At 43.1% G+C, this 13,084-nt stretch carries 14 protein-coding genes; 9 read left to right on the top strand and 5 right to left on the bottom strand.

The features are described from left to right. The first annotated feature begins 52 nt into the window (after positions 1 to 52). The 6 genes from ureA to AAEY80_RS05010 all read left to right on the top strand — a co-directional run bounded on the left by ureA (position 53) and on the right by AAEY80_RS05010 (position 5,448). Entirely contained in the window at positions 53 to 355 is a 303-nt protein-coding gene (ureA, locus tag AAEY80_RS05035) for an urease subunit gamma (protein ID WP_025652874.1), read from the top strand. Between the two features lie 79 nt (positions 356 to 434). Next, a complete protein-coding gene (ureC, locus tag AAEY80_RS05030; protein ID WP_101211060.1) occupies positions 435 to 2,561 on the top strand; it encodes an urease subunit alpha in 2,127 nt (708 codons plus the stop codon). An 82-nt stretch (positions 2,562 to 2,643) separates the two neighbouring features. Next, complete coding sequence (gene ureE, locus AAEY80_RS05025) at positions 2,644 to 3,165, top strand: urease accessory protein UreE (RefSeq protein WP_101211059.1); 522 nt, start codon at positions 2,644 to 2,646, stop codon at positions 3,163 to 3,165. Continuing rightward, a complete protein-coding gene (locus AAEY80_RS05020) occupies positions 3,158 to 3,973 on the top strand; it encodes an urease accessory protein UreF (protein WP_025652877.1) in 816 nt (271 codons plus the stop codon). Before ureE ends, AAEY80_RS05020 begins: the two co-directional genes overlap by 8 nt. A gap of 38 nt (positions 3,974 to 4,011) precedes the next feature. After that, a complete protein-coding gene (gene ureG, locus AAEY80_RS05015; protein WP_350587974.1) occupies positions 4,012 to 4,665 on the top strand; it encodes an urease accessory protein UreG in 654 nt (217 codons plus the stop codon). Between the two features lie 105 nt (positions 4,666 to 4,770). Next, positions 4,771 to 5,448: a HupE/UreJ family protein gene (locus AAEY80_RS05010; RefSeq protein ID WP_350587973.1), complete on the top strand. Its 678-nt coding sequence runs from the start codon at positions 4,771 to 4,773 to the stop codon at positions 5,446 to 5,448. A gap of 157 nt (positions 5,449 to 5,605) precedes the next feature. Here the strand turns inward: AAEY80_RS05010 and AAEY80_RS05005 are convergent, their stop codons facing one another. Beyond that, positions 5,606 to 5,827, bottom strand: a complete 222-nt coding sequence (locus AAEY80_RS05005) for a putative antibiotic biosynthesis monooxygenase (protein ID WP_350587972.1) — start codon at positions 5,825 to 5,827, stop codon at positions 5,606 to 5,608. 77 nt (positions 5,828 to 5,904) lie between these two features. Further along, positions 5,905 to 7,044: an alkene reductase gene (locus AAEY80_RS05000; RefSeq protein ID WP_350587971.1), complete on the bottom strand. Its 1,140-nt coding sequence runs from the start codon at positions 7,042 to 7,044 to the stop codon at positions 5,905 to 5,907. A gap of 164 nt (positions 7,045 to 7,208) precedes the next feature. Between AAEY80_RS05000 and AAEY80_RS04995 the strand changes: the two genes are divergently transcribed. Next, the gene (locus AAEY80_RS04995; protein ID WP_350587970.1) at positions 7,209 to 8,093 is read left to right on the top strand and encodes a LysR substrate-binding domain-containing protein; all 885 of its coding nucleotides are present in this window, start codon (positions 7,209 to 7,211) and stop codon (positions 8,091 to 8,093) included. A gap of 309 nt (positions 8,094 to 8,402) precedes the next feature. Here AAEY80_RS04995 and AAEY80_RS04990 read toward each other — a convergent pair whose 3' ends face one another. Next, positions 8,403 to 9,161: a hypothetical protein gene (locus AAEY80_RS04990; RefSeq protein WP_025652882.1), complete on the bottom strand. Its 759-nt coding sequence runs from the start codon at positions 9,159 to 9,161 to the stop codon at positions 8,403 to 8,405. A gap of 213 nt (positions 9,162 to 9,374) precedes the next feature. Between AAEY80_RS04990 and kdpF the strand changes: the two genes are divergently transcribed. Then, positions 9,375 to 9,485, top strand: coding sequence for a K(+)-transporting ATPase subunit F (kdpF, locus tag AAEY80_RS04985; protein ID WP_084212332.1), 111 nt, complete (start codon positions 9,375 to 9,377; stop codon positions 9,483 to 9,485). Next, positions 9,485 to 10,582, top strand: a complete 1,098-nt coding sequence (gene kdpA, locus AAEY80_RS04980) for a potassium-transporting ATPase subunit KdpA (protein WP_227502382.1) — start codon at positions 9,485 to 9,487, stop codon at positions 10,580 to 10,582. The genes kdpF and kdpA overlap by 1 nt, the downstream gene beginning before the upstream one ends. A gap of 14 nt (positions 10,583 to 10,596) precedes the next feature. On the opposite strand, the gene AAEY80_RS04975 is transcribed toward kdpA, so the two are convergent. Both AAEY80_RS04975 and AAEY80_RS04970 read right to left on the bottom strand, forming a co-directional pair. Then, entirely contained in the window at positions 10,597 to 11,298 is a 702-nt protein-coding gene (locus AAEY80_RS04975; protein WP_025652883.1) for an IS1 family transposase, read from the bottom strand. Between the two features lie 91 nt (positions 11,299 to 11,389). Then, entirely contained in the window at positions 11,390 to 13,075 is a 1,686-nt protein-coding gene (locus tag AAEY80_RS04970; RefSeq protein ID WP_025652884.1) for an AMP-binding protein, read from the bottom strand. Positions 13,076 to 13,084 lie beyond the last annotated feature (9 nt).

Genomic DNA, 13,084 nt, shown 5'->3' with positions numbered 1-13,084 from the left:
GGTTAAAAACGGTTAATAACCTTTAAAGTAAAATAATTATCGAGGAAGCTTTATGCAATTAAACCCTACCGAAAAAGATAAACTCCTGCTATTTACTGCCGGTATGGTGGCGGAACGTCGTAAAAATCGTGGCGTCAAGCTAAATTACCCTGAGTCTATCGCCTACATCAGCATGTTACTGATGGAAGGTGCGCGTGATGGCAAAACCGTGGCGCAGCTGATGAGTGAAGGGGCCACTTATCTCTCTACCGATGACGTCATGGAAGGCATTGCAGAGATGATACAGGATGTCCAAGTTGAAGCCACTTTCCCCGATGGCACTAAGCTGGTGACGGTACATAATCCCATCGTATAGCTTGTTTGCTATAAAACCGTATAAAACGATATTGAACGCGAATAAAGCCATTGCCGTAAGACAATTAAGGATAATAAAAATGACGATGAAAGCAGGCGAATATAAGATTAAAGCAGGCGATATGGCTTTAAATGCTAATCGCTGTGTTCAAACGGTAGCGGTAATCAATACAGGCGACCGCCCTATTCAAATCGGTTCTCACTATCACTTCTTTGAGGTAAACGCGGCACTGAGCTTTGATCGAGAGTCGACGCTTGGCTATCGACTCAATATCCTATCTGGCACTGCGGTACGCTTTGAGCCGGGGCAAACGCGTGAAGTGGAGCTAGTCGCTATCGCCGGTAGACATCACATTTATGGTTTTGCCGGAAAAGTCATGGGACTAGCCAAAGTCAAAGCCACCAAAGACACTTCGCAAAAACGCATTGATAGACGTATTTATGCTGAGCACTTTGGCCCTACTACAGGGGACAAAGTACGCTTAGCAGATACTCATTTATGGCTTGAGGTCGAGTATGATTTGACTAACCATAGTGACCAAAGTACTGATATTGTTAGCATCGGTGAAGAGGTTAAGTTTGGCGGCGGTAAAGTCATTCGCGATGGCATGGGTCAGTCACAGCTAATAGGTGAGCAAGTTGCCGATACTATTATTACCAATGCTTTGATTGTCGACTATAGCGGTATTTATAAAGCAGATATCGCTATCAAAGAGGGTCGTATCAGTGGTATTGGTAAAGCTGGCAACCCTGATATTCAGCCTAACGTGACGTTACCTATTGGCGCGGCTACCGAAATTATCGCAGGGGAAGGTAAAATCTTGACTGCTGGCGGTATTGATAGTCATATTCATTTTATCGCGCCGCAGCAGTGTGAAACGGCATTGATGTCTGGTGTGACTACGATGCTTGGCGGTGGCACGGGGCCTGCTGAAGGTACTCTAGCCACTACTTGTACGCCTGGTGCTTATCATATTCATAGTATGCTAAAAGCCACTGATTCTATTGCGATGAATATCGGATTCTTAGGTAAAGGCAATGTTAGTTTGCCTGCGCCTATTGTGGAGCAGATTGAAGCAGGCGCTATTGGTCTTAAACTTCATGAAGACTGGGGCTCCACGCCCAAAGCCATTGATAACTGCCTTAGTGTGGCTGAAGAATATGATGTGCAAGTGGCTATTCATACCGATACGTTGAATGAAAGCGGCTATTTGGATAGCACTCTAGGCGCGTTTAAAGATCGCTGTATTCATACCTTCCATACCGAAGGAGCCGGTGGCGGTCATGCCCCAGATATCTTAAAAGCTATTGGCGAAACCAACGTTTTGCCGTCATCAACCAACCCAACGCGCCCTTTCACTATTAATACCATTGACGAGCATCTCGACATGCTCATGGTTTGCCACCATCTAAGCCCAGCCATTGCTGAAGATGTGGCTTTTGCAGAAAGCCGCATTCGTAAAGAAACCATTGCCGCTGAAGATATCTTACAAGATATGGGCGCCATCTCCATGATGAGTAGTGATTCGCAAGCGATGGGACGCGTGGGAGAAGTCATTATTCGCACGTGGCAAACGGCTGATAAGATGAAAGCCCAACGTGGCCACCTTGCTCCAGATCAATCAGCTAAAACCGAGCAATCTTCAGAGCATATCATGCTAAGTCCTACTGACTCTGATAGCGGCAATGATAATTTTCGTATCAAACGTTACCTCGCAAAATACACCATCAATCCCGCAATCACTCATGGCATTAGTGATGAAGTGGGGTCACTTGAAATAGGCAAATGGGCAGATTTAGTGTTATGGTCGCCTGCATTTTTTGGAGTAAAGCCTGACCTAATCATTAAAGGGGGTTTAATTGCAGCAGCGCCTATGGGCGACCCCAATGCCTCCATTTCCACTCCGCAGCCTGTGCACTATCGCAGCATGTTTGGTAGCTTCCCCAAAACTGTAGCGCAGACTTGCATTACCTTTATGTCAAGCGCTGCTATAGACAAGGGCGTTGACAAGCAATTAGGATTAGAAAAAGTTATCAAAGCCGTACACAACATCCGTCAAGTACGCAAACAAGACATGAAGTTTAACAGCTACTGTCCTCAGATGGAGGTCAATCCCGAGACTTATGAAGTATATGCTGATGGTGAACTGTTGACCTGTGAGCCTGCTGAATATCTACCGATGGCACAGCGCTATTTTTTATTCTAGCTGCTTTTTATTTTAGTAGTGATGACCCCTAATCAAACATAAAACCTTAAATTATTGGTTTTAACTGACTATAGACATACTTATGAAAATTTATACGCAACGCCTCGATAAATCAGACCTAAACGCTGTACAGCAAGCCTTGATTGATAGCCATAAAAAGGCAAAAAACTTTTTATATCTAGATTTTGATACTCGTCAACGTAGCCGGTTTAAAGCAGAAACTCAACATCAAGAAGCCGTTGGTGTTGATCTACCGCGTACGGAAACCATTAAAAATGGCAGTGTACTGGCGGATAATCAAGGCAACTTAATACAGATTATGGCTGCCAAGCAAGCCTTAATCGAAGTGACTGCCGATAATAGCTTTGATCTCATGAAGGGCGCTTACCATTTAGGCAATCGTCATGTTCCTTTAATGATTACACCTAAGGCGCTATATTTTGAGCCTGACCATGTTTTAGAAGCAATGTTAAATCAACTTAGACTACGTACCCAAGCCGTACAAGCGCCGTTTGAGCCAGAAACTGGTGCATACAAAGGCAATCATGGCGGGCATTCTCATGGTCATGATCATTCACACAGGCATGGTCACTCTCATGACTAATCATGCCACGCCTTCACAGCAGACTACCAGTACAGCACAAGGTACAAACAACTTGAATAATACAGATGTGACCGGACGGCTGTTGATGTTGGCTTCAAGTAACTTGCCTATTGGCAGTTATACCTACTCGCAAGGCATAGAACCCGCTATTGAGTCAGGTCTCATTCATAACGAAAGCAGTACTTTAGAGTTTATGAGTGATTATTTGGAACTGGCGTTATGTCGTTATGAGCTACCACTACTGGCGCTCATGATTGAAGCCCTTATGGTTGATGACGTAGAGCTGGCTGATGCTTTAGGTGCAGATTACCACGCCAGCCGTGAAAGCAAAGAGTTCGTTTATGAGTCGAGCCAATTGGCACTGTCTTTATCTGCATGGCTAGACAATGTTCTTGAGCTCAACGTGCCTGATAGCTTACTCGCACATGGGTTTTTGCCACTATTTGCCCATATCAGCTCACATTGGCAATTTAACCCTGTACAAGCTATGACTACTTACGCCTTTGGTCAAATAGAAAATATGGTGCTGGCGGCGGTTAAAACGGTACCGCTTGGGCAAATGGCAGGACAGCGAATCATTTGGCAATTACAGCAGTTATTAAGCACGCAGGTATATCCATTGGCTACCAGCGTCAAGCAAAGCTTTTTGCAAGTTCAAGACATGCCGTTAGAGCTCAACACACCTAATGTAAGTATATTAAAGCTAAATCTACTTTATAAACAGCTACACATGTCCGCTAATTTACCCAATTTAGCGATACTGTCTTGTCAGCATGAAAGGCAATACAGCCGTTTATTTCGCTCTTAATCGCTAATCAACACAACCCTTCTTAAGGAAATTTATTTATGGCACTGACACCTAAAGTCGAAAGCAAACATTCAGACACGACACTGTCTCCCCTACGCCTAGGTATTGGCGGTCCCGTTGGTTCAGGAAAAACGGCATTAACACTAAGATTATGTCAACGCTTGCGTGATGACGTCGATATGGCAGTGGTGACTAATGACATTTATACCAAAGAGGACTCTGAATTTTTAACCCGCAATAATGCCATGCCAGCTGAGCGTATTCGTGGTGTCGAAACGGGTGGCTGCCCGCATACTGCCATCCGTGAAGATGCCTCAATTAACTTATCTGCCATCGCCGAATTACAGCAGCAATTTGCAGGTCTTGAGCTTATTATCATCGAGTCTGGTGGTGATAATTTGGCAGCAACTTTCAGCCCTGAATTGTCCGACTTGACACTATATGTCATTGACGTGTCTGCAGGCGATAAAATTCCTCGTAAAGGCGGACCTGGCATCATGAAATCTGACTTGCTCATTATCAATAAAACCGACCTTGCCCCTTTCGTAGGCGCGTCACTTGAGGTAATGGCGCGTGATGCCAAAAAAATGCGCGGTGATAAGCCTGTGGTATTTAGTAACATGAAAACAGGCGAAGGTCTTGATGACATTGTTGCTTTTATCTTAGATAAAGGCATGTTAAGTGTGGCGTAGAATGCCTTAGGTAATGGCATCAATAAGTGCTCTAAAAACCGCTGATGGATCAGTGGATTATCAGTCAGTTTTTATATCGATTTGTTTATTTATTAAGGATTTATCATGACAACAGACACAGCCAAAACGATGATACGCAAAAACCTCTTCCAGAAAACCACCATAATCAGTGGCTTAGCATTGCTATCATTACTACCAACACTCGCATTTGCTCACCCTGGGCATGGCTTGATGGCAGCAGATGGCTCATTTAGTACTTCTATATTATCTGGTATGTTGCACCCTTTAACTGGGTTAGACCATCTTATGTTAGCGCTGGGTATGGGCATGTTATTTACTCAAATGCACAGCTTTAAAAAAGGATTTGTAGCACTGTTAATTGGTCTAGTAACAGGATTTGTACTGAGTTTAAGTGTGAGCTTGAATAGCCTGTTTATTGAATACGGTATTTTACTCTCTATCGTACTCCTGACCATGGCACTTATGAGCCGCTACTTTAATGTGGCATTGACTCAAGGCCACGAGATGTCCGTCAAAACCGTGTATAAATTCTTAGTCATTGGCTTTGGTGCGCTTGCTATGTTCCACGGTGCAGCTCATGCAATCGAAGTGCCTGCAAACAGTAATACCGCTGGCTTCTTTACAGGTATGATTGTTGCTATGCTAGGCCTATATACTGTCGGCAAAGGCGTGGCCACTTATCTAAACAATTACCTGCAAGATAGCTTGATTATTCAACGCGTTATGGCGGTTGTCGGTCTATGCGCTGTACTATTTAGTTAGGGCGTATCATCAATTAAACCAAACAACACAAGACGCTTTAGTCGCTAGGGCAATACCTTCAACTGTCATGAGTATTTGAATGAAGTTATAAAATACAAATTCAAGATATTGTCGTCTGATAGAGACTTATTTGGCAAAATCACGGTATACATAGCGATTACTTATTTCTTCTTAAACGCTCAATAAGCCTGCCTGCTAGTGGGAATGACACCATTTGTGTCAGCGGAACGAGGATTATTGTCTCAATCAACACCACTACGGGCAAACTTAGACTTTGGGTCACAGGCTTTAATAGCGTTAATACGATTAAGAGCGTCGGATAAAGTCCAACATACCCTATTAATATGCGTATCAGCCTGTCTTTAAAATTTTTACTCATCACTTTATATCACCTTATAAAAATACTTACGTTTATAAGCAAAAAAATAAGACCACGAATGGTCTTATTTCACTAATTTATTTTTGGTAATAAGGATAATCACTGTAGCCCACATCAGTACCACCATACATCGTGGTAGGATCTACTTCATTCAATGGCCAGTTATTGGCAATACGCTCTGGCAGATCAGGATTGGCGATAAAAGGACGACCAAACGCGAATAAATCACCGTAGCCTTTTTCTAAAATGTTCACAGCTTTTTGTACCGTGTACTTGCCAGCATAAATAATACGGCCTGAAAACTCTTCTCTGACTGCTTGATAAAAAGTGTCTGGTAAATCAGGCGCATTATCCCAATCAGCTTCTGCAATGGACAAATAAGCAATACCCGCTTGCTCAAGCAATTTGACTGCTTCGACATAGGTATGATGGGGATCTGACTCTACCAAGCCTAAATACACGCGCGTCTCATCCGTACTCGCAAATAATGGCGCAAAGCGTACGCCTAAACGATCCGCACCAACCACCTCACTGACGGCAGCGACCACTTCTTGTAAAAAACGCAGACGATTAGACAGTGAACCACCGTACTGATCATCGCGTGTATTGCTATGCTCAGAGATGAATTGATTCACTAAATAACCATTGGCACAATGCAGCTCTACCCCGTCAAATCCAGCTTTTAATGCGTTGCGAGCAGCTTGTGCATACATCGCGACCAACTCGCCCACCTCTTCTGTACTGAGTGCGCGTGGCGCACTTGGGTCGGCTAAAGCGCCCTCGCCTGGGCCCGTTTCAATAAATACTTTGACATTGTCAGCAGTGATAGCAGATGGCCCGATAGGCTGAGCTTGGTTCGGTTGTAAGCTGGTATGAGAGACACGGCCAACGTGCCAAAGCTGCGCAAAAATAATACTGCCTTTAGCATGTACCGCCTGCGTGACTTTTTTCCAGCCTTCGATTTGGGCTGGTGAGTGAATACCTGGCGTCCACGCATAACCTTGACCTCTCGGCTCAATCTGCGTACCTTCAGTCACTATAAAGCCTGCCGAGGCGCGCTGTGCATAATAGCTTGCCATTAAGTCATTAGCAATATTATCTGGTTGCGTGCTACGAGAGCGTGTCAACGGTGGCATCACGATACGGTTTTTAAGCGTATAAGGGCCAAGCGCTACAGACGAAAATAATGTACTGGTATTTGGTATAGATTGTTTCATAACACTCTCTTTTGAAGCAAACGGATAGGCTTATTCTTTGAGCCAAGCACCCTGTTTTCAGGTTTGATTGGCGACTTAAGCAATGTTGGTAAGCATAGAGCGTTACGGGTACAATTAGAAACAACCTATTGTTGTTTAAGATACAACTATTAATGGTACAGATTATGAATGGTATGAACCGTCTTGATATTAAGCAGCTTAGGGTGCTTCAGTCACTATTTGATCTAAAAAATCTCTCACAAGTCGCGCGCAAAATGGGTCTGACGCAACAAGCGATTAGCGAGCAGTTGCGTAAGCTGCGCGATCTATTTGATGACCGTCTATTTATTCGTCAAGGCAATAGCATGGTGGCAACGCCAAAGGCACTATCGCTGCAACAACCTATTGACGAGATATTAAAGCAGTTGGAAGTATTATTAGAGCCGGAGGTATTTACGCCGCAAACCTATAAAGGCGTCTTTACGATTAGCGCGACCGACTATGCGACGCAGGCATTATTGCCGCAATTGTTTCATATAACGCGCCGCGAAGCGCCTGATTTGAGGTTGATAGTGCGCGACTTTGCTTCAGATAACATCAATCAGCTGATTGCGGCAGGTGAACTTGATCTACTCATTACCTTTCCCGAATTTATTCCTGATAATTTATCGTATGTGACGCTGCTTGAAGAGCAACATTTATGCATTACTGGTTGTAAAAACACCTTTGCAACAGAGGCACTAACACTGACACAAATCGCCGCACAGCCGCAACTGGTGGTATCGCCTTCGCGTGCCAACTTGCGTGGCTCACATGATCAATGGTTCGCTGAAAAAGGCCTTAAGCGAAACATCGTGATGTCAGTCCCTAGCTTTTCAGCGGTACCAGATATTCTACACACCACCGATATGATTGCGTTTTATCCTGCGCGACTATTGCCAAACAGTAAGGTTAAAGAGATTGCTGTGGAAGCCTTACCGCCAACCTTTAAGGTAATAGCCGCATGGCATCCACGTACTAATGACAGTGGTATACATCGCTGGTTAATTGAGCAATTAAAAAATTTATAACGTATAGGGTTGTTAGCTACTTGTCTTGCATATTCTGAATGAGGCAGTCAATACTGTAGCCACGCGTATTACAAGATCATCAAGCAGCACCACGACACGGTTGTTAAATAACATAGCATCGATTTTATATTCGTCGAAAAGTTAAGTTACTATAAAAAGTTAGGGCGAGTCATCTACTTTTGAGCGCGCTACTCTCGTTTTCTGTGAGCTTATCCTAAATCGTATTCATAAAATCAACTTTGCTTTTATACGTAAAGTCCTCACCCGCTACTACTTCGTTCTATAACTTTCTAAGCTTAAGTTAAGCGCTTACGGCTCATCACAAACCCTCTTGATACTTTTGCCAAAGAGGGTTTTATTAAGTTGATTATAATGACTAAAGACTTTTTGAGAGTCAGCATGATAAATCTGATTATTGACGCAGTTACCAAAACCAAAGGTTAACAAACTTATTTTGGCATAATTAGCAGGATCGCTGGCTTTTTCTTCCTCATAGCGCTCGGTCGCAAACTTGCGATATGACTGACCGCCATCACTATGCATAAGGGCTTGCTGCTCAATTCTTTGTTCAATGAACTGCCGCCATTTACGCTGTACGGCAGTTTCGTTTTTGAAGAAAGGTTCAAGATACTGTTTGCACATCGGCGGGCTCAATCTCATCGCTTGTATAGGATCTATATAAGCCAAAATACTCAATCTATCATGAACGTATTCGCCTTCAATAGACTTTAGTAGCTCACGCTTATACGTCTGGGCTGCTGGTACGACTTCTAATGGCTCAACTTTACGCTTGAGTGACTCATACTCTTTATCTAAATTGGTTATGTCTGTCTTCGATACGTTGTCTATATCGTTAATATTCATCGGTGGAAAAAAGCTTTGTAGATTTGCCCTCGTTAAACCCTCCAATACGAAATGTGAATTCTTGATTTGCTTGGCGGTATATTTTTTATTGTCAAAATTACCCTGCATATCGCATAGCTCATCTTGCCATTTATAGATCTCGGCTCGGGCGATATTAGTGACTGTCATTGCGGTAAGTATGGCGGCGATAGTCATTGCTTTCATGATTTCAGCTCCTGATTTAAGTCCTTTTATTTATCTTAGTATTTATAAAGATAATGTAGGGGAAAATATTACCCATCTTTATACTTTCTTTATACCCCACCGCGTTATCTTGACAACACTTTTATACCTCTCTCGGCATACTATTCCTATTAATAACTAAGCAATAAAAAAGTAATAAAAGATCAGTCTAACCATCGCTGATCTTCATTATTCATGGTTCATTGTGCGTTTTTGGAGAGTGTCATGGAAGTTTTTGCAGGGTTTCTAGCCCTCGGTTTATTCATCTATTTGTTATATGTACTGATTAAACCGGAGGCATTTTAATGACCATATATGCGCTTTCACAGCTGGTTATTTATTTAATCGTTCTATTTACCTTAGGGTATTTTCTATCAGGGTACCTGCTGCAAAGGATGCAAGCCCCTGTTTCTCGGCTTGAATCCCGTATTTTTACGACGCTAGGTATGATCGGTCAAGATACCAAGGGCAACCCTGCTTTTGGTATGAATTGGAAACAGTACGCGCTCGCCATTGTGCTATTCAATCTCATTGGATTGTTGGGGTTATTTGTGTTGCAGTTGGTGCAAGGACACTTGCCGCTAAACCCTGCCAATATGTCAGGCGTCACATGGGACTTGGCGATGAATACCGCCATTAGTTTTGTCACTAATACCAATTGGCAGGCTTACGGCGGCGAAAGTAACATGAGCTATCTGACCCAAATGATGGGTATGTCGTTGCAAAACTTCTTATCAGTCGCAACCGGTATCGTAGTGGCTTTTGCCTTAATGCGCGGTCTAGTATTTAAAAAAACCACGCACTTGGGTAATGCTTGGATAGATTTATGGCGCTGTAATCTTTATATTTTGCTGCCGATAGCGGTAATTATAGCCGTGCTGTTGATGAGCCAAGGCGTCATACAAACGCTATCCATGTATACCGATGTGCAGACCCTACAAGGTGAATCGCAAACGATTGCTTTGGGCCCTGTTGCCTCGCAGGAAGCCATTAAGATGCTCGGTACCAACGGTGGTGGATTTTTTAATACTAACTCTGCTCATCCGTTTGAGAATCCCACGCCCTTTTCTAATTTTATCCAAATGTTGGCCATCTTCCTTATCCCAACGTCGCTTTGTTTTTGTCTTGGCAAAATAAGCGGCAACCTCAAACAAGGTATCGCTATCTTAAGTGCTATGACGATCTTGTTCATAGCGATGTATTCTTTGACCGTCAGCAGCGAGCTTGCCGGCAACCCTTGGTTGGCGTCACAAGTTCAAGGTCTGACCGATGCCAGTGTGAGCGGCAACATGGAGGGCAAAGAAGTGCGTTTCGGCATTGTTGCCACGTCATTGTTTGCCACGATTACCACTGCCGCTTCGTGCGGAGCGGTCAACGCCATGCATGATTCGGTAGTGTTCTAAAAAGTATGCTGGCATTAGACGTAGCCATAATTGACATAAAAGAACACCAGATCGAATACTTTAAAGTGATTATCAAGCTTTTTTGAGAAGCAACAAGTCTTTCTAACCGCTCGTCTTAACCGGTGTCTAAGACGGCAGTTATTACCTTCAATGCCTACCGTATGTTGTTTGCCAATTCGTTTGTTATCACTTTTAAAGGCGGTTATAAAACTGTCCCAGTTGTCCATACTGATAGAGCCATAGCTGACTGTAAGCTGCTTAAGACGCGCTCTTAACTTCTTAGCCGTTTTTAGGTCACGTTTGCCCCAGACATAAGCGACAATCTCATTAGTTGCACGGTCATAAGCGTAGATGAGCCAGACTTTACGCTTCTTGCGATACACGTAAGTCCAGAACTCATCAACCTCTAAGCGTTCATAGTAGCGCTTCTTAGGCGCGATCTTATAAACAGATGAGCCTATGGTGCTCAATACTTTACCAATACTGACTGAGGCTATAACCGCTATGTCTCTAACGCCGCAACCATGAACCGTCATTAGCCGTATTTTATCTTCTATTTGAGAGTGACAACCTTGGTAGGTTAAAGCATGATCACCAATAAATTGTCGTTTGCAGTCCTTACACTGGTAGTTTTGCTTACCATAGCTTTTTATACCATTTTTCTTTAGACTAAGACTGTGACAGTCGGGGCAATTGATCTGTATTTGTGTCTTCATAACCTCAAATATATCATCTTGCTTTGACTGTCACCCTTCCTTTATTACCCCAGCATACTTTTTGATACACCACCAAATATTAAAACTGGATTTAAACGCTACTCGCTGATTTTCTAAGCTCATGGCGCAGTGTTTTACCTACGGTAGATTTGGGTAACTCGGTTATGAATTCAATATGGCGAGGGCATTTGTAGCCTGCTAGATTTTCTTTACAAAGCGCTTTTATCTCGTTTTCATTCAAACTCTGATCGGCTTTAACAACATAAGCTTTGACCGATTCACCTTGCCGTTCATCAACAATACCAACAACAGAACATTCGACAACTTTAGGATGAGTTTCAATGATGTTTTCGACTTCGTTAGGATAAACATTAAAGCCGCTGACAATAATCATGTCTTTTTTACGGTCATAAATTTTGATAGCGCCCTGCTCGTTCATAGACGCGATATCGCCAGTTTTTAGATAACCATCAGCAGTGAAAAAACCAGCATTGTCAAGATTATGATAACTAGCGATGACGTTATCGCCTTTGATACACATCTCACCCACTTCACCTAATTCGATAATTTCCCCTGCTTCATTACGGATACTAATATCGACTCCGGGTAGTGGCAGGCCGACATTGCCAGTGTACTCGGTGCCATCGAATGGATTGGCAGTGCCAACTCCTAGGGTCTCAGACATTCCCCACCCCTCTAAAATAGGCAAGCCCGTGACTTCAAGCCAGCGCCTTGCTGTCTCAGGGGTTGCTGCCATACCGCCAACCACGGTCAATTTGCATTCTGAAAAATCTAATTTGCTAAATTCGGGATTATTGACAAAAGCTTGAAACAAAGTATTGACGCCAGGAAGAAAGTGGAAAGGACGTTTAGCTAGAATCTTAATAAAGCCAGGAATATCACGTGGATTGGTGACTAAGGTGAGATGTTGACCTACGCTCAATCCTACTATCGAGCAGATAAAGGCATAAATATGATAAAGCGGCAGGGCAATAATACTATTCATCTGGATGTTATCAGCAACGTCCGCATAAACCGGTTTAAACCATTCAACGAACTGATAAGTCGCCGTCACCACGTTTTTATTGCTAATCAAAATACCCTTAGCGACACCCGTAGTGCCCCCTGTATATTGCAACATCAATAAGTCATCAGGTTTTATAGCAGGGCGAGAGTAAGGCAAGTTTTTGCCGTTTTTTAACAGTGACTTATAGCTAGTGACCTCATAATTAGCGTTAGATTTTAAATGATAACTAGGGATAGCTTTTTTGACATAGTTAGCGGCAAGGTTTACAAGTGTCCCTTTCGCTGTACCTAGCATGTCGCCAATTTTGCTAATGACAACAGTTTTGACTGGAGTATCTTTGACTATTTTTTCTAAAGTATTGCAGAAAGGCTCTAAGATAAAAATTGCCGCAGCATCAGAATCAATCAACTGATGTCTCAATTCGCGGGGACTATATAGTGGGTTGATTAAGGTCGTCACCATACCTGCGCGAACGATCCCTATAACAATAGGCAAGTACTGATGAACATTGGGCATCATAATACCGATGACTGAGCCTTTGGCTAAGCCTAAGTTCTGAATCCACGCGGCAATCGTTAATGATATCTGGTCAATTTGGGCATAAGAGTAGCTAACGCCCATATTGCTAGAGAACTCTCGATCAGCATATTCTATTAACTTATCATTGATTATATCAATCACGGTACTGTGCGGCGGGGCTATTTGGGCGTTCACCCCTTTTGGATAACCCTGTGTCCAAAACTTATCCATAACTTACCT

The sequence above is a fragment of the Psychrobacter sp. 78a-MNA-CIBAN-0178 genome, assembly GCF_040309625.1.
Lineage (GTDB): Bacteria > Pseudomonadota > Gammaproteobacteria > Pseudomonadales > Moraxellaceae > Psychrobacter > Psychrobacter okhotskensis.
The sequence above is the reverse complement of the archived record's forward strand: the minus strand, read 5'-3'. Positions and strand labels throughout refer to the sequence as shown.

Bases quoted from the DNA above. Each gene is read 5' to 3' on its own strand.
- AAEY80_RS04970 (WP_025652884.1), bottom strand. From the start codon at position 13,075: ATGGATAAGTTTTGGACACAGGGTTATCCAAAAGGGGTGAACGCCCAA.
- AAEY80_RS05000 (WP_350587971.1), bottom strand. From the start codon at position 7,044: ATGAAACAATCTATACCAAATACCAGTACATTATTTTCGTCTGTAGCG.
- AAEY80_RS04995 (WP_350587970.1), top strand. From the start codon at position 7,209: ATGAATGGTATGAACCGTCTTGATATTAAGCAGCTTAGGGTGCTTCAG.
- kdpA (WP_227502382.1), top strand. From the start codon at position 9,485: ATGACCATATATGCGCTTTCACAGCTGGTTATTTATTTAATCGTTCTA.
- AAEY80_RS04975 (WP_025652883.1), bottom strand. From the start codon at position 11,298: ATGAAGACACAAATACAGATCAATTGCCCCGACTGTCACAGTCTTAGT.
- AAEY80_RS05020 (WP_025652877.1), top strand. From the start codon at position 3,158: ATGACTAATCATGCCACGCCTTCACAGCAGACTACCAGTACAGCACAA.
- AAEY80_RS05005 (WP_350587972.1), bottom strand. From the start codon at position 5,827: ATGAGTAAAAATTTTAAAGACAGGCTGATACGCATATTAATAGGGTAT.
- kdpF (WP_084212332.1), top strand. From the start codon at position 9,375: ATGGTTCATTGTGCGTTTTTGGAGAGTGTCATGGAAGTTTTTGCAGGG.
- ureE (WP_101211059.1), top strand. From the start codon at position 2,644: ATGAAAATTTATACGCAACGCCTCGATAAATCAGACCTAAACGCTGTA.
- AAEY80_RS04990 (WP_025652882.1), bottom strand. From the start codon at position 9,161: ATGAAAGCAATGACTATCGCCGCCATACTTACCGCAATGACAGTCACT.
- AAEY80_RS05010 (WP_350587973.1), top strand. From the start codon at position 4,771: ATGACAACAGACACAGCCAAAACGATGATACGCAAAAACCTCTTCCAG.
- ureA (WP_025652874.1), top strand. From the start codon at position 53: ATGCAATTAAACCCTACCGAAAAAGATAAACTCCTGCTATTTACTGCC.
- ureG (WP_350587974.1), top strand. From the start codon at position 4,012: ATGGCACTGACACCTAAAGTCGAAAGCAAACATTCAGACACGACACTG.
- ureC (WP_101211060.1), top strand. From the start codon at position 435: ATGACGATGAAAGCAGGCGAATATAAGATTAAAGCAGGCGATATGGCT.